This is a genomic window from Pseudoalteromonas sp. 2CM41L (genome assembly GCF_023161905.1).
In the GTDB taxonomy this organism is placed as follows: Bacteria; Pseudomonadota; Gammaproteobacteria; order Enterobacterales; family Alteromonadaceae; genus Pseudoalteromonas; species Pseudoalteromonas atlantica.
Genome location: NZ_JALNTN010000025.1, coordinates 1 through 17,437, shown reverse-complemented (window position 1 = coordinate 17,437; position 17,437 = coordinate 1). Strand labels below are relative to the sequence as shown.

Here is a 17,437-nt window from a genome sequence, read left to right as displayed (position 1 = left end):
GCGACATCTCGCAAGAGAGCCGCTTATTTAAGTAGGCTAAACCTTACTTATAAAATACGTCTACCGTGCCTTTTACTTTCATAAGTAAAGGCTGACCGCGGCGGTCTAGTGCTTTAGGTGCGGCAATTTTAATCCAACCTTCGCTAATGCAGTACTCTTCTACGTCAAAGCGTTCTTTGCCATTTAAGCTTACGCCAATTTCGTGTTCAAACACTTCTTCTACGTAATGCTTGCTACGTGGGTTAATAGAAAGCTGATCAGGTAATGCTGGTTTTGTTGAATCGGTCATGGTTTTAATCTTTATTAAAAAGTGATGCGCTATTGTAGGCAATCCACTCAATACGCTCAAGGTTTAATGCTTAGCTACACAATACAAAGCCAAGTATTAACAGTGCTATCCAAATGGTTTCGGCAACAATCATAATTATTGGTTTTAAGCCCACCTCGGTGAGTTTGCCTAGATTTGTTTTCATACCAATGGCGGCTATGGCGGCAATTAAAAAGAACCGAGAAAGCTCATTTGTGGTTTCAAGCACAATAGCGGGTAGGTTAAAGGTGCTGTTTATAATCATTAAAATTACAAAGCCAATTAAAAACCCCGGTACTTTTGGCAACTCGCCATGGTTACCTTTATTTGAGCGATTAATAACCACCATCATAATAAGTACTACAGGCAATAGCATAGCCACGCGAACTAGTTTGGTAAGTGTTGCTATATCGCCAGTTTCGGGCGATACCGAATAACCGGCACCCACTACTTGGGCTACATCGTGTATGGTGCCACCTAAAAATACCCCGGCGTTATGTGCATCAAATTCAAGGTAGTTAACCACAATAGGGTATAAAATCATTGCAATGGTCGACATGGCCGTTACGCCAATTACGGTAAGTAAGGTATCGCGCTCTTTATGCTCGCTGTTTGGCATAATAGATGAAATAGCCAGTGCTGCCGATGCACCACAAATAGCGACTGAGCCACCGGTTAGTGCGCCAAAGCGTTTTTGCAAACCAAATACTCGGGCAAGTACAACCCCTAAAATAATGGTGGTAAATATAGCGCCAGCTAACATTAGCGCTGTTTGCCAGCCCAGTGTAACCAAATCGCCCAGCGCTATACGGGTGCCAAGTAAAACAATGCCTACACGTAAAACCGTAGTACCGGTAAAGTCTATGCCTTTAACGCACGGGCTGTCGCTTTGATATAAAAACGACACCGCCATCCCTAATAATAAAGCAAACAACATAGCGGGCGCGCCATAGTGTTCACTTAAAAATAAGGCAGCAAGGCCAGTCATTGCAGCAATGCTGGCCCCTTGCCATAACGGGGAAACTTTTACCTTTAGTGCACCGGTTAAGCTTTGCATTAGGCGTTAGCTGCTGTCAGTGCAACAAGCACTTGGCGTTTACGCTCGCCAGTAAATGGGCGGCGGCCATGCATAGCCATTTCGTTATCAACTAAGGCTACATCGCCATCTTGCCATGCTAAATCAAAGGTAAATTCTTTTGATAGCTCAACAATTTTTTCAAGCCCTTGTTTAGGAATGGCGCTACCATCGCCAAAGGTAATAGCAACCGATGGGTTTTCGCGAACGCCTTTCCAGCCCATGTAAGCGGCAATAAGTTGGTTATAAAAAACCTGTACGCCGTTTTCAAGTGTAACTACCGCAGGTAAAACGGGGGTAATTGCTTTTAAAGAGCCATCTTCTAGCCATTCCCACTCGTAACCTAGCTCGGTAAGTTTACTGTGTGCTTCTTCTTTGGTTTCAACACTTAGGGTGCTTTTCCAGCTGCGACCTTGACCCGATGTAGCATCGTCGGCTGCGGGCATGTAAGTGGTGTACTTTAAGCCTTTTTGTTCAAAGTCATCGGCTAATTGGCTATCAAACTGCTTTAATGCGCTAAATAATTTATCTGAGCGACAAAGCGGTGTCGCGCCGCCTTCCTCAGCTGCCGATTTACAAAAAAAGAACAGCTTACTTGGCGAAATAGGCGTTTGTGCCATTTCGTGATGAAGGTAAATTTCTACATCTTTGGGGGCTTCGTTAGCGGTAAATACACGCTCGGTAAAGTTAATACGTACCGCGTTAGATAGCGACTCTTGGTACGTAAAGTTGTCGTAATCAAACCCCGCTGAAAATGTATCAAAGGTTTCGGCGCTATCAACAGGAAAGCCTCTAAACAATACAGCGCCTGAGCTGCGTAGTTTTTTAGCCAACTCGTTTTTGTTAGCGCGAATAAAAGCTACCGCTTCTTCAACGGTGCTGGCGTTATTGTTATTAACTACAATGCACGGAAAAACCGAGTCATCAAACGTTAATTGAGTAGGCACTTGGGCATAGTTAAGTTCGGTAGCTGACATTTTATTATCCTAATCGTAAATAGGGTGAAAACGGTTAAAGGCAGCTTCACAAAAGTGCCCAGGGTCGTTAAAACGGCGGTTGCTATTAAGCGCAGAAATTTGCGCCATTTCTTGCTCTGTTAATTCAAAGTCGAACAGCGCGAGGTTCTCTTTCATACGTTCAAATTTAGAGGTTTTAGGAATAATGGCGGTGCCGCGTTGCACACCCCAGCGCAGTACAACTTGTGCTGGTGTTTTGCCATGATTTTGCGCCGCAGCTTTTACCACGCTTTGCTCAAGCACCGACTCAGTTTGATCGGCCATTTCAAGCTCAAGGTACGAAAGCGCACCCAGTGGTGAAAACGCCGTAACCGGAATATCGTACTGTTTTGCAAGCCTTACTAAGCGCTCTTGTGTTAAATAAGGGTGTGACTCAATTTGCAGCATGGCGGGTTTAATTGTGGCGTAGGTCATTAAATCGTGAATAAGCGCGCTTGAGTAGTTACACACACCAATGCGTTTTGCTTTGTTGTTATGTACTTGCTCTTCCATTGCTTGCCACGTTAAATGCAGCGGCACTTTTGCCAGCTCCATTTGTGGGTTTTGTGCATCAGGGTCTACAAACCACTCTGGTGGGTAGCGCGTTTCGATTGGTACAAACGTTTGCGCAATCGGAAAGTGAATTAAGTATAAGTCGAGGTAGTCGAGCTTTAAATCGCTCAAGGTTTTATCAATGGCAAGCTCTACATGCTCTGGCGCATGAAAGGTGTTCCATAGTTTTGATGTTACCCATAATTCTTCACGGGTACATAGGCCGTCTTTTATTGCTTGAGCAATGCCATCGCCTACTTGTTCTTCGTTACCGTAGTCTGATGCGCAATCAAGATGGCGGTAACCTGCTTTAATAGCTTGGTACACCGTTTGCGCGCAATCTTCTTGTGCTACTTTCCATAAACCGAACCCGACTGGCGGGATGTTATTTAATGAACTCATTGGGAATTCCTGTTAAAATTGCATAATGACTTTGGTCTTGTATAAGACATAAGTTATTATACGAATCTAACAGTGTCAACACTGTGTTAACCGTAAGAGAATAAATGAAAGGTGTTAAAAAACCTACAGGCAGCAAAAAGGCAGCGTTTGCTGCCTTTAAAAAATATTTAATAAGTATGCGCTAATATAACTTACTCGCGGCTAAAGCGCGGTTAATTAATCAAGTTCTATTTGGTAGTGGTAATGATCGCTACGGCATTTGCTTAAACGGTACTCAATGCGTTTACCTTCGATTGATTCGGTAATGCGCGATACCAACAATAAAGGGTCACCGGCTTTAATAGCGAGCATTTTAGCGTCGGTTTCATCTGCTAAAACGGCTTTAATGCTGTCTTGGGTTTTATGCACGGTTTGGTTAAATTTGGTTTGGTAGTAATGATACAATGTGTGCGGAATATCACTACTTTGATGTATATCAGGAAAGAAGCTTTGTGGTAGATATATAGTTTCGCTCATACAAAATTCGTTATCGAGAATGCGTCTGCGTACCAGCTTAGTGACTTTGTCTTTTTTATTAAGTTGCAGCGCATCAATAACATCTTGTGGTGCAGGGCAAAGCTCAACCGACAATAGCTCGGCTTTAGGTAGGTCGGCGCCTTTACCGTCGGCCTGTAGCGGAAAAAACCTAAACAGGGCATCTTGCGCGGTATGCTCAGATACAAACGTACCAACACCTTGGCGGCGAGTAACTATTTTATCGTCGGTTAATAAATTAAGCGCTTTACGCACAGTGCCTTGGCTTACGTTAAACTCTTCAGCAAGGCGAAACTCGCTCGGTAATACTTCGCCAGGTACCCAGCGTCTTTCAACAATGAGCTGTTTAATATAATCAGCCACTTGTAAGTAAAGTGGTTGAAAAGCCAAGCTTGGGCCACTTAATTTGTGATCAAACATAGAGTTACTCATTGTTATTTACCATTAAATTTAATCCACCTGTATTTATATCATAGGTGAAACTTTTTGCGCAGTTTTGCGCAAGCTCAATTAATTGTGAACTATTGCCGTGTAGTTTGTTTTTACATTATGCCCAAAAACAAATCGTTACACTACAATAGCGCACACGTAGGATATTTAAAGTGCTCAGTATTTCGTTAGAACTCATCTTGCTTATGGCGTTGTGCCTAAGCCTTGCCACCATAATGCAAACGCTTAGCGGGTTTGGCTTTGGGTTGCTGGTGGTTGCAAGCTTTACGTTGCTAGATGTTTTACCGCTCACTGCCACCACCTTTTTAGTGAGTTTATTGGGTTTAGTTAACTCAACCACTGTGGTGGTTAAAAATCGCAGTACAGTAAAAGTGCCCGAGCTTAAACTTATGTTGTATACCGGTATTCCGCTAATGCTGTTAGGTTTTATATTGCTTGAATATATGTCGGCGCATTTAACGCAGTTTTTAAACTTTATTTTAGGTATTAGTATTTTGCTTTGTTGTGGCTTAATGCTAATTGGCCGTGATAGAGCAAATAAGCAAAGCGGGCGTGGCTCGTTTTTAATTGCCGGCGGCGTAAGTGGCTTGCTGGGCGGGCTGTTTTCAACTTCGGGGCCGCCATTGGTGTTTCAGTGCTATAAACAAGCTTGGTCTATTGAGGCCATACGTAGCACCTTACTTGCGGTATTTACCATTGGTGGCTTAGTCCGCGTTGGTATTGCCTTATTTGGCACCTTACCCGAGCTCGACATTATGTTTTTAATTGCAGCGGCCATACCGCTGGTATTATTAGTAACGCAATTTGCTCGTAAATTAACGCCTTACGTTGATGCAAAATGGATTCGTATAATAGCAATTGCATTGCTTGGCTTAAGTGGCGTTTCGCTGGTGGCAACATCGGCACCGGGCATATTTTAAAAGTAACGATGTAAATAATTCATCTTAGGGTTATTTACATTGACATGGGGATTACAATTATTTAACTTGTGTCTTATACAAGACTAATAATTGGTTAAGGAACTCCCATGAATGCATTTGAATTACGTGAGCCAGACTGGAACGCAATAGAGCCAGCACGCTTAACTGCAGAGCCTAAATTACAAGGCCATGTGCTAGTTTTACCAACTCAATTTGGCGAGGTCAGCGTTACCATAAGCCAGTTTGGTTTACGTTTAAATGCAGGCTCCACGCATGACGAGACGTTTAAAATATTAACCACCACCCCTTCAAACTTACCGCTATCACTTAATAAATTAGACCAAGGCTTTGCAGCCACCGCCGGTGAGTACCGCTTAGAATTTTACAGCGACCCTTTTTACTTTAAGCTTTATAAAAACGATAAATTAGTACAGCAATCAGCAACTGATGGCCATTTTGTGCGCCAGCACCGTTTACCGCCACTGGCCAAAACCGATAACGGCTGGATTTTAAGCCTAGAGCTTAATTACGACGAAGCCGTTTACGGCCTTGGCGAAAAATGGGGCAAGCTTGATAAACGCGGCCAGCTTATTCGCTCATACAACCACGATGCGCTAGGCGTCAACGCCGAAAAATCTTATAAAAATACGCCATACGCATGGAGCCCAGAGGGCTGGAACTTATTTGTACACACACCAGCGCCCGTTACACATGGCGTAGGCTACGCACTTTGGTCGCAACGTGCTTATGTGTGTTTAGTAGAAGACGACGCATTAGATGTATTTTTATACCAAGAGCAAACGCCTGCACAAAGCATTAATCGCTACTGCGAGCTAACTGGTTTTGCACCGGTGCCACCGCAGTGGAGTTTTGGTGTTATTTTATCAAAAGCGTACTACAAAGATGCCGACGAGCTATTAAGTGTCGCCCGCGAAGTACGCGCTAAAAACATGCCGTGCGATGTAATCACCCTTGATGGCCGTGCATGGCAAGACACCGACACCCGCTTTGCCTTTGAATGGGACCCAACACGTTACGCCGACCCAAAACCTGTGCTTGATGAATTAAAAGCCATGGATTTTAAAATTTGCGTGTGGGAATACCCAATGATCTCGGTAAACAACCCATTATTTGCTAAAGCGGCCGAGAACGGCTGGCTAATAAAAGACAAACGCACAGGTAAAGCGTATCAATACGAGTGGGATTTAAGCCCATTTGGCGAAGTACTTACGCCATTACCAGAGTCGGGTATTTTAGATTTTACTCATCCCGATGCTTACGAATACTGGTTGGAGTCGCACAAGCCACTGTTTGAGCTTGGCGTAGATATGATAAAAGCAGACTTTGGCGAACAGCTAGAAGACGAAAACATGGTATCGCACAGTGGCGACAGCGGCATTAGACTGCATAATGTTTATAGTATGCTGTACAACCGCTGCGTTTATGAAGCTGCCGAAAAATACTGTAAAACAGGGCCATTTTTATTTAGCCGCTCAGCGTGGACTGGCAGCCAACGCTTCCCTGCACAATGGGGCGGCGACCCACAAGCCGATTGGCAAGGCTTAGCGGCGAGTATTCGCGGCAGCTTAGCGTGGGGCATGTCGGGCGGGCCATTTTTTGCAACCGACATTGGTGGTTTTTATAAAGATACGCGTGATGCAGAGCTTTATGTACGCTGGGCGCAAGCGTCGGTATTTAGTGCACATATGCGCTTACATGGTATTGGCCCACGCGAACCGTGGTCATACACCGAGCAAGCAAGTGACGCTGTATTTGCAGCGCTTAAATTACGCTATCAGTTAATTCCGTACTTACAAGAATGTGCAGAGCAAGCGCAGCAAACAGGGCTGCCTATTCAGCGTGCTATGGCACTGGCGTTTCCTGATGACGTACTGGCACATAGTTTTGATCAGCAATTTATGTGCGGCGAAAAACTCCTTGTGGTGCCATGTGTAGTACCAAACGGTAAAGTTAAATTTTATTTACCACAAGGCGAGTGGGTGCGATTCCCTGATGGGCAGGCGTACCAAGGCGGCAAGTATTACGAAGAAACACTTGAGCTTACACAAATGGCCGTATTTGTTCGTAAAGGCGATACGCTCATGCTAGGCCCAGAGGTTCAACACACAGAGCAAGACATGAGCCAGCTAACAGCATGGCCAAAATAAAACTCGGTTAATAGCAAACACACACAACACACGTAACACACACAATAATAAAGATATTAGCTTACTTTTTACCGAGTAAAGTAAGCTAAAAGGGGCGTAAGATGGAAGGTATGAACATTACCATGACACTGCTATCGTGCTTGGCGTTTATGGCGCTGGTAGGATATATCTCGTACCAAAAAACCAAAGGGGAAGTTAATACCCAAGACGGCTACTTTTTAGCAGGGCGTGGTTTAACAGGTACATTTATAGCGGGGTCGATGATCCTCACTAACTTATCGGCCGAGCAACTTATTGGCCTTAATGGCTCAGCGTATGGTTACAACCTAAGCTCAATGGCGTGGGAAGTAACAGCTGGGATATCAACCATTATAATGGCGCTGATCTTTTTACCGCGGTATTTAGCCGGCGCGTTTTCTACCCTGCCTGAATTTTTACGGGATCGTTTTGACGATACCGTACGCCGCATGACGGTGATCTTATTTATGGTAGGGTATTGTTTTATAACGATCCCTTCTGTTTTGTACTCAGGATCAATTGCCGTTCTTAGGCTGTTTGATGTGCCCACCTTATTAAACTTAAGCTATCAAGCAAGCTTAATTGTCACCATTATTATTGTGGGCTCTGTGGGCGCTATTTACGCGGTATTCGGCGGTTTAAAGGCAGTTGCAGTATCAGATACCATTAACGGTGTTGGGTTATTAATTATTGGTATTTTAGTGCCTACCCTTGGCCTAATTGCCCTTGGCGATGGCAATTTTGCCGATGGCCTAAGCACACTGGTAAACACCGATACCGAAAAGCTCAACGCCATTGGTAGCAGTGACGATCCCGTGCCATTTGGCACCATTTTTACCGGTATGATCCTCGCTAATTTATTTTATTGGGGCACCAATCAGTACGTGATCCAGCGTACACTGGGCGCTAAAAACTTAGTAGAAGGCCAAAAGGGCGTGTTGTTTTCAGGGTACTTTAAAGTGCTAGTACCCTTTATGATGATGATCCCAGGCGTAATTGCGTATCACCTTTATAAGCACGAAAGCTTACAAACCATAGATTTAGCTTACCCACATTTAGTTAAAGATGTACTGCCTCAGTACTTATCTGGGTTCTTTTTAGCGGTGCTACTAGGTGCGGTATTTAGCTCGTTTAATTCGTTGTTAAATAGTGCCGCCACGTTGTTTTGTTTAGATGTATACAAACCCATGAAAAAAGACAAAGTAAGCGACGAAAAGCTGATTAAAGTGGCCAAAATTACCAGTATTGTAATTGCTGTTTTATCGTTTATTACCGCGCCATTACTGATGTTTGCGCCAGAAGGTTTATGGCACATCATTCGTGTATTTACCGGATTTTACAACATTCCGGTCATCACAATTGTGCTCGTGGGGTTATTTACTCGCAAAGTGCCTGCACTGGGCGCTAAAGTGGCTATTGTTTTTCATGTTATTGCCTACACTTTGCTTAAATTTGTGTGGGATGTAGATATTAACTTTATCCATATTTACGCCATATTATTCTTTATTGAGCTGGCCATTATGTTAGGTATTGGCTACTACAAACCTCTTGCCACACCATGGAACTTTACCCGCAAAGCCGAGGTAAACCTAAGCCCGTGGAAATACGCACTGCCTTGCGCGATTGTATTAGTAAGCTTAATTATAAGCTTGTACATACTGTTTTCTCCGCTTGGATTGGTGGGTGGCACCAGCGTGTACTTTGTACCAAGCTTAATTGCTGTTTGGACTAGCGCCTTTGTGCTTAGCTGGTGGAGCGTACGCCGATGGCATAAGCGTTACCAAAGCAGCTTGGCGCATATCGGCGTTGCTAAGGCGACATAATGCGCCGTTATATTCTTTATACAAATTTTAAATCACATTTTATTCACATAATGTTTGCAATAGAACATAAGTTTGTTTAAGTTTATATCTCTTATATAAGACATAAGAGATATAAGGAAAATAACTACAACACTCTGGCACCGCTTTTTAGCAACCCACACACTTGCTAGCGCGGTAATTTAACAGCACACACGCACAATTTGGAGAATGACATGAGAGCTAAAAAGTCCGTCTTAAGCTTGGCAGTCACGTTAGCAATGACAACGGGTTTAGCACTAAGCACGCAAGCACATGCGCAGCAAGAGCAAACTGAACAACAAGCAGAGCAAAACAATAACGACCAGTTTGAAAAAATTGTTGTTACCTCACAAAAACGAACGCAAAGCCTAAATGAAGTACCGCTTGCGGTGTCTGTGCTTAATAGCGATCAGATTGATTCGGCGTTTGCTAATAACATGGAAGGCCTGCAGTCACTTGTGCCTTCGGTGAGTTTTAGAAAAGGCACCACAACCCGTAACTCAGCGCTAACAGTGCGTGGTATTGGTACTATTTCGTTTAGTATTGCTGCTGAGCCAAGTGTGGCAACTGTGGTTGATGGCGTGGTGCTAGGTCGCTCTGGTCAAGCCTTTGCCGATTTATACGATGTATCTCGCATTGAAGTACTACGCGGCCCACAAGGTACACTATTTGGTAAAAATGCCTCGGCGGGTGTGGTAAACATTACAACCAAAGATCCTTCGTACGACACCACCGGCAGCGTAGAAACCTCGTTTTATCAAGACAACGAATACCGCTTTAAAGGCGTGGTAAGCGGCGGCTTAACCGACGACTTAGCAGCAAGCTTAACCGTGTTTAAAGGTAAGTTTGATGGCTACATTGATAACGTTTACAACAACGAAAAAGTAAACGGTTACGACCGTGAAGGCGCACGTGCTGTATTTAAATACGAGCCAAGCGATGATTTAAACGTAAAATTTATTGCCGAATTTTATAACGCCGACGACGACTGTTGTGCCGATTTAGAAGCCCTGCCAAGTGGCCGTAACCCAGATTCAGACGCAGCCCCTAACAGCAACGGTATTGTTGATGGTGTGGCCGATATTGACCTAGATCAGCGCAAAGTTGATCACGACTATGAATCGCGCACTATTGACGAACACAGCGCGTTTTCGGTACAGGTTGATAAAACCATTGGCGACTACACATACACCTCTATTACTGCGCAGCGCTCGTGGGATAACACCGAATACCGCGAAGGCGACTTTACCTCAATAGCTGGCGACAGTAACGAACCTGTATTTGGCGCGCCCTTTCAATTACACGATTTAGGTGCCCAGCAGTGGGATCAGTTTTCGCAAGAATTTAGAGTTACTTCAAACCTAGCGGGTCCGTTTAACTATGTGGCTGGCTTATTTTACTGGAACATGGACTCGCAACGTAACTTTACCCGTGACGCGAGTTGTCAAAATAACGGTGGCCAACTAGACGCTGCAATGGCGTATTACGCACAAAATAACTTAACCGGTGCAGAGCTTGATGCCGCATTGGCCGACTTAGACGGCTACACACAAAGCTTAGGTGTAAGCTGTAATGCTAACGATATTGTTTCGGCAACCGCGTACATGAGCACCGAGTTTAACAACTGGGCAGCCTTTGCCGATGGTACTTACGATTTATCTGAAGACTTACGTGTACTGTTTGGTATTCGTTATACCGACGATGAAGTGTCGTACACACACCGCCGCGTAAGCAATGACGAATTTGGTCGCACCGGTGTAGGTGTACGCTCAGCAGCACTAAATACTGACGAATCAGGCAGTGCAGAAGAAACCAATGTGTCGGGTCGTTTAGGTATGCAATACGACCTAGGCGATGGCCAAATGGTTTACGGTACTTACTCGCAAGGCTATAAAGGCCCTGGTTTTAACGTGTACTACAACTTTAATCCAGATAATGATAGCCGCGAAATATCGCCAGAAGAGTCAGACGCATACGAGTTAGGCTATAAATACGCAAGCCGCGACTTTGTATTTAACTTTGCCGTGTTTAGAACCGAAATTGAAGGCTTTCAAGCCAATAACTTTGACTGTTCAGACGGTACCTGTATTACCCGTTTAACCAATGCAGGTGATGTAAGTACACAAGGTGCTGAGGTTGACTTTATGTGGGCGGCTACCGACTCACTTACTTTAACCGGTGGTATTGCGTACATTCAGGCCGAAATTGACGAGTTTAATTGTCCGGCAGAGGTAGAAGCAGGCTCATGTACTGACCGCTCTGGCTTAGATGTCCCGTTTTCGCCAGATTTAAAGTACTCACTAAGTGCTGATTACTTTATTGAAACAGAGCACGACTTTAATATTCATATAAACGGCTCTTACATTTACACCGACGAGCAGTACTCAGACCTACCAAACAATGTAGGCGAGTTTAACCCAGCAGCGTTACTACCAGATTACGGTATTTTAAACGCAAGTGTGGGTTTATCGTTTAAAGATGATGCATTTAGAGTATCGCTTATTGCTAAAAACTTAACCGACGAAAGCTACGTAACCACCTACAGTGGCGACAACTTCCGTTACCAAATTCCGCGTGATGCAGAGCGCTACTTTGGTGTATCGTTTAAGGCACGTTTTTAATTTTATAAATATATCCTTGTGAAAATTGTGCTAAGCGCAGCGTTTAACCCGCTGCGCTTTTTTGTGTCTTAATTTTGTCATGGTTTAGTCATTGTTTTTTAATTAAAAGTACTCTTAGAGGTCACATCTATTTTCTATAGTGCAGCGGTTACTTATTTGAGGTTTACGCTTCAAGCAAAAAATAACCACTACACAATGGGAATAATAAAGGATGAAAATTAAAAAAGTTGCTGCGGCAGTTGGCTTAACGTTTATGTTAAGTGCTGCAAGTCATGCCGATGTATTACCACAAAGCCAAACAGACAATGACTGGTATACAAATGCCCAAACTACACTCGCCACAAAAACTGCGCTTGCACAAAGCCAGCAAACAACAAAAGCTAAAAACGTTATTTTGTTTGTAGGCGACGGCATGGGTGTATCTACCCTTACCGCAGCACGTATCTTAAAAGGACAAAGAGCGGGCGATTTAGGTGAAGAAGGTTATTTAAGCTTTGAAGAGTTCCCGTACTCAGCACAAGTAAAAACATACAACGTAGATGCACAAACACCAGATTCTGCAGGCACAATGACCGCGATGATCTCAGGGGTTAAAACCGATGTAGGCGTTATTGGTGTAGACGAAGACATAGAGCGCGGTGTGTGTTCAACTGTATCGGGTAATGAGCTTTTAACAGCAACAGAACTTGCTGAAATTAAAGGCCTAGCAACCGGTGTTATTTCAACAGCGCGTATTACCCATGCAACGCCAGCGGCAACCTATGCAAAATCGGCAGACCGTAACTGGGAAGATATCTCAGACATGCCAGAAACCGAAACTGCATGTGAAGACATTGCCTCGCAATTAGTTAATTTTGAAAAAAACCTAGAAGCACGTTTTGTAGGTACCGACGTAGACGGCCTTGATTTTGTAATGGGTGGCGGACGTCGTCACTTTTTACCAAAAGATGAAGCAGCTAACTCAGCAGATGCACTTAGCGCTGTAGAGGGCGACCGTACTGATGAGCGTAACTTAGTTACTGAGTGGCAAACACAATACCCACAAGGTACTTATGTTATGGACCAAGCAGGCTTTGATGCCATTGCAGATGATGCCACTAAAGTGTTTGGCTTATTTAACGAATCGCACATGCAATACGAAGCAGACCGCGCAAACGATATTGCCGGTGAGCCATCGCTGAGCGAAATGACCAGCAAAGCAATTGATGTATTAGGTAAAAACGAAAACGGCTTTTTCTTAACCGTTGAGTCGGGCCGTATTGACCACGCACACCACGCGGGTAATGCCTACAACGCACTTAACGACACCATTGAATTTGCTAAAGCCGTGCAAGCTGCGGTAGATAATACCAACCCAGAAGAAACCCTTATTTTAGTAACCGCCGATCACAGCCACGTATTTACTATTGCTGGCTACCCTAAACGCGGTAACCCAATTTTAGGCCAAGTAGTTGCCGTAGGTGAAACCACACCAAGCCTTGCTGCCGACGATATGCCTTACACCACAGTAGGCTATGCAAATGGTTTAGGGTTTAGAAATTTAGTTGATGAAACAGATGCCGATGCAGCATATACAACTGGCCCAGTTGCTGGGCGTGTAGAGCTTACTGGCGTTGATACTACCAATGTTGGCTTTCACCAAGAAACCACTGTCCCTCTTGGCTCAGAAACCCATGCCGGTGAAGATATTTCGCTGCATGCAAAAGGCCCAGGCGCACAGCTAGCTCAAGGCGTAATTGAGCAAAACGTAGTATTTCATTTAATTAATCAAGCTCTTGAACTAACTCAGCAATAATGGCGGCTAACATGAACAAATTAACAGTACTTTCTTTAGCAGTAATGGTCGCGCTAGCAGGTTGTAGTGACGACGACAAAGACGAAAATAATATTCTCGCGGTAGATAACACCATTGCAGTCGGCTCTGAGCAATGTGTTAATGGCGGCGTAGAAACCCAAACTGGCGTAGATACAAACGGCAACGGCGTGCTAGATAGTGACGAAGTTACCTCTTCAAACTTAGTGTGTAATGCACCTGCTACGTCACTTACCAGCGAGCAACTTTCCACCCTAACTACTAACGCATGGTATGGCGATGCACAAACAAAGCTTGCGGCAACACAGCAAGCTAATAGCGAAGTGGTTACTGAATCTGGCAAAGCGAAAAACGTTATATTATTTGTTGGCGACGGCATGGGTATTTCTACCGTAACAGCTGCACGTATTTTAGCAGGCCAGCTTGAAGGCGGTTTAGGTGAAGACTACCAGTTAAGCTTTGAAAAAATGCCGTACTCAGGTTTTGTTAAAACTTACAACGTAGATGCACAAACGCCGGATTCTGCAGGCACAATGACGGCAATGGTATCAGGTGTTAAAACCGATGTGGGCGTAATTGGCGTAGATGAAGACATTGAACGCGGCGACTGTGCCACGGTAACAGGCAACGAACTAGTTACCTCGTTAGAGCTTGCTGAAATAGCAGGTAAAGCAACCGGCCTTATTTCAACAGCACGTATTACCCATGCAACACCTGCAGCAACGTATGCTAAATCGGCTGACCGTAACTGGGAAGATAACTCAGATATGCCGGAGGGCACAGAAGCCTGTGAAGATATTGCATCGCAACTTGTTAACTTTGAAGCCAACTTAGAGTCGCGTTATGCGGGTATTGATGTTGATGGCATTGATGTTGTAATGGGTGGCGGACGTCGTCACTTTTTACCAAAAGATGAAGCAGCAAATTCAGCCGATGCAGTAAGCGCAGTAGAAGGCGACCGTACTGATGGCCGCAACCTCGTAACCGAGTGGCAAACAACTTACCCAAGCGGTACTTACGTTATGGACCAAACTGGTTTTGATGCAATTAGCGACGATGCCACTAAAGTATTTGGTTTATTTAACGAATCGCACATGCAATACGAAGCCGACCGCGCAAACGATGTAGCGGGGGAGCCTTCGCTTAGCGAAATGACCGAAAAAGCAATTAACGTGCTAGATAACAACGACAATGGCTTTTTCTTATCGGTAGAAGCAGGTCGTATTGACCACGCGCACCATGCGGGTAATGCCTACAATGCCCTAAACGACACAGTAGAGTTTGCAAAAGCTGTGCAAGTGGCAATGGAAAACACTAACCCAGAAGAAACGCTAATAGTAGTAACTGCCGATCACAGCCACGTATTTACTATTGCAGGCTACCCTAAACGTGGTAACCCAATATTAGGAAAAGTTGTTGCCGTAGGCGAAACCGAGCCAAGTCTAGCTGCCGACGATATGCCATATACCACAGTTGGCTACACCAACGGTGGCGGCTTTAGAGATTTAGGCGATGAAACCGATGCCGATGCAGGTTATGCATTTGCACCTGTTACAGGGCGTGTAGATTTAACCGATGTTGATACAACTGCACCGGGCTTTCACCAAGAGGCACTTGTACCACTTGGCTCAGAAACTCACGCAGGTGAAGATGTTGGCGTATACGCAATGGGCCCAGGCGCTCACTTAGTTACAGGCACTAACGAGCAAAGCTTTTTATTCCATGTAATGGACTTTGCAGCAGACTTAGTAACTACCGCTGATGAAAAAGTAACGCCATAAGTAATTTAATACGTACGCTCAGCACATAAAGTACGTATAAAAATGGGGTATTTAAAAACAACTCGTACGCTGTGCGAGTTGTTTTTTTATGTCATAAAAATGCCACTGTAAATGGGTATGGTAATGCCTATTACAGTGACGTTTAAATAAGAGATAATTTAATGAAACTAGCATTATTTTTAATGGCAACACTTGCCAGTACCTGCACCCTAGCGCAGCAATGTAATATTGATAGCGCGCATTTAAAAGCCGACTATAAAATTACCAATACTCATAAAAACGAGCAAAGCACGCAATCACTTACGCTTTGGCGAAATAACTCACAAGTTGCGCATCAGCGTGAGGTAATTACTGAGCTTTGGCAGCACTTAGCTAACAAGCAAATTCGCCCAATTCGTTATTTTAATGCTCAGCAACGCGGTATTGAATATCAGCCATCTGAGGTACGCGGTGTACAAAGTTGGAGTGCTAAAAATCAGCTCGTGGATACGCATTTAATCGAAAAAATGACCCTAGTTAACACCCAAGGCAGCGGCTGCGATGAGGTAAAAAACTACACACTTACTGAGGGCGACAATCAATTTAAACTCGCTTTATTTACCAAATCAAACTTGGTTAAAAGCTTTAGCGTAACCAATAAAAAAAGCGATACCCATACTTTGCTAAGCCTTGACGAGGTAAACAGTAATAAAGCAGAAATAACCGCACAGTTTGCCAAATGGGATCGCTTTCAAACCACCGACTACGCCGACATAGGCGATAACGAAAACGACCCGTTTTTAGCAAAAATGATCAACCTAGGTTTTATAGAGCACAGCGCAACAGGGTTTTATAACCAGCAAGGTAAAGCGATTCAAGGTGGGCACCATCACTAAACTTTAGCGTTTTTAAATGTAGTAGCTCATAGCTGGAAGAGTTACTGGCTATGAGCTACTTCACGAGTTAATACAGTCAGAACAATCAAAATACTATCAGGCAGCTTTCCTTTTACTTATCAACTAACCCTTCCACCAAATCACATTTATAATTGGTAAAAATTTATACAATTTGTTATTAATAGAAGTTCACACAATAGGGACATTTTGTGGAAGTAAGGAATGTCCTCCGATAAAACTGTTAGGTTTTTCAAACGATACAGGAGGCATTTATGCTATTTGAAGACGTTATAAAACAAAATTTTTCATCAATTTTTCAAGAGAGAGCGAAAGATATTCCAATAGATTCTATCGGTCTTCCTAAGAAAACTATAAATGCGATTAATGCTAGTGAAGCTAAAAATAGCTTTGAAGCAATTAGCTTTATATATAACAACCTTCAGGAAATAGAGGGAGTAGGAGAAAAAACAATCGCTGATAGTGTACTCATAGCCAATATATTTATTCAAAATGTAGAGAGTGCATCCGAAGATGAGTTGAAAAAACTTATTGACCCTCGTGATGTTTTCTTAACTTCCGTAAATGGGAACTTGGTCGATGCCTTTCCAGCTCTGATAGAGCTATATTTATCTAAAAAAAGTATTAAAAACTATGAAAGAAATAAAGATATTCTCAATAAAAGGTATGGTATTAGCGGGAATAAAAAGTACACCCTTGAAGATTTAGGTACTTTTTATAGCTTAACAAGGGAAAGGATCAGGCAGATTGAATCTGAGATGATTTCAGAGTTAGGCTTACTACTTAAAAGTGATTTAATTCCCAAAAATTGGAAACTTTCTGAGGCAATTATTCAGAGCTTTAATTCTGTGTTAGTAGAATTTAAGACCCATAGCTCGATATTGTTAAAAAGCAATATTGAGCATATTTTGCGAGAAAGGTTTACTAAAACTCTTGATAGCCAATACATTGATCTTTTTATGAAGGTGTGCGGTTATATTAAAATGCCTATGTAGTGGTCAACTAATTTTGGCCACAGTTTTAGAATCTTGGTATCTAACCTCAGATTCATTTGGCGCTAAACCAGC

General features: G+C 43.5%; 13 protein-coding genes. 8 read left to right on the top strand and 5 right to left on the bottom strand.

Annotation, left to right across the window (positions count from 1 at the left end):
• Window positions 1-43 precede the first annotated feature (43 nt).
• The 5 genes from MTF64_RS19160 to MTF64_RS19140 all read right to left on the bottom strand — a co-directional run bounded on the left by MTF64_RS19160 (window position 44) and on the right by MTF64_RS19140 (window position 4,297).
• Window positions 44-289 (bottom strand): DUF3297 family protein, encoded by a 246-nt coding sequence (locus MTF64_RS19160; RefSeq protein ID WP_024034014.1) that lies wholly within the window; start codon window positions 287-289, stop codon window positions 44-46.
• A gap of 70 nt (window positions 290-359) precedes the next feature.
• Window positions 360-1,364: a YeiH family protein gene (locus tag MTF64_RS19155; RefSeq protein WP_248452367.1), complete on the bottom strand. Its 1,005-nt coding sequence runs from the start codon at window positions 1,362-1,364 to the stop codon at window positions 360-362.
• The gene (locus tag MTF64_RS19150) at window positions 1,364-2,359 is read right to left on the bottom strand and encodes a TauD/TfdA family dioxygenase (protein ID WP_248443775.1); all 996 of its coding nucleotides are present in this window, start codon (window positions 2,357-2,359) and stop codon (window positions 1,364-1,366) included. The genes MTF64_RS19155 and MTF64_RS19150 overlap by 1 nt, the downstream gene beginning before the upstream one ends.
• A gap of 9 nt (window positions 2,360-2,368) precedes the next feature.
• Entirely contained in the window at window positions 2,369-3,331 is a 963-nt protein-coding gene (locus MTF64_RS19145) for an aldo/keto reductase (protein WP_029773103.1), read from the bottom strand.
• 216 nt (window positions 3,332-3,547) lie between these two features.
• Window positions 3,548-4,297 (bottom strand): GntR family transcriptional regulator, encoded by a 750-nt coding sequence (locus MTF64_RS19140; RefSeq protein ID WP_004586029.1) that lies wholly within the window; start codon window positions 4,295-4,297, stop codon window positions 3,548-3,550.
• A 203-nt stretch (window positions 4,298-4,500) separates the two neighbouring features.
• On the opposite strand from MTF64_RS19140, the gene MTF64_RS19135 reads away from it, so the two are divergent.
• The 8 genes from MTF64_RS19135 to MTF64_RS19100 all read left to right on the top strand — a co-directional run bounded on the left by MTF64_RS19135 (window position 4,501) and on the right by MTF64_RS19100 (window position 17,365).
• Complete coding sequence (locus MTF64_RS19135; RefSeq protein ID WP_024034010.1) at window positions 4,501-5,235, top strand: sulfite exporter TauE/SafE family protein; 735 nt, start codon at window positions 4,501-4,503, stop codon at window positions 5,233-5,235.
• Window positions 5,236-5,342: 107 nt separating this feature from the next.
• Window positions 5,343-7,403, top strand: coding sequence for an alpha-xylosidase (locus MTF64_RS19130; protein ID WP_248452366.1), 2,061 nt, complete (start codon window positions 5,343-5,345; stop codon window positions 7,401-7,403).
• A gap of 101 nt (window positions 7,404-7,504) precedes the next feature.
• Window positions 7,505-9,244 (top strand): solute:sodium symporter family transporter, encoded by a 1,740-nt coding sequence (locus MTF64_RS19125; protein ID WP_200910457.1) that lies wholly within the window; start codon window positions 7,505-7,507, stop codon window positions 9,242-9,244.
• Between the two features lie 212 nt (window positions 9,245-9,456).
• Window positions 9,457-11,883, top strand: a complete 2,427-nt coding sequence (locus MTF64_RS19120) for a TonB-dependent receptor (RefSeq protein ID WP_054983875.1) — start codon at window positions 9,457-9,459, stop codon at window positions 11,881-11,883.
• A 211-nt stretch (window positions 11,884-12,094) separates the two neighbouring features.
• On the top strand, window positions 12,095-13,678 hold the full coding sequence (locus MTF64_RS19115; protein ID WP_055255433.1) for an alkaline phosphatase: 1,584 nt from the start codon (window positions 12,095-12,097) through the stop codon (window positions 13,676-13,678).
• An 11-nt stretch (window positions 13,679-13,689) separates the two neighbouring features.
• Window positions 13,690-15,477, top strand: a complete 1,788-nt coding sequence (locus MTF64_RS19110; RefSeq protein ID WP_248452365.1) for an alkaline phosphatase — start codon at window positions 13,690-13,692, stop codon at window positions 15,475-15,477.
• A 161-nt stretch (window positions 15,478-15,638) separates the two neighbouring features.
• Window positions 15,639-16,352, top strand: coding sequence for a hypothetical protein (locus MTF64_RS19105; protein ID WP_248452364.1), 714 nt, complete (start codon window positions 15,639-15,641; stop codon window positions 16,350-16,352).
• A gap of 272 nt (window positions 16,353-16,624) precedes the next feature.
• Window positions 16,625-17,365, top strand: coding sequence for a sigma factor-like helix-turn-helix DNA-binding protein (locus MTF64_RS19100; protein WP_248452363.1), 741 nt, complete (start codon window positions 16,625-16,627; stop codon window positions 17,363-17,365).
• Window positions 17,366-17,437 lie beyond the last annotated feature (72 nt).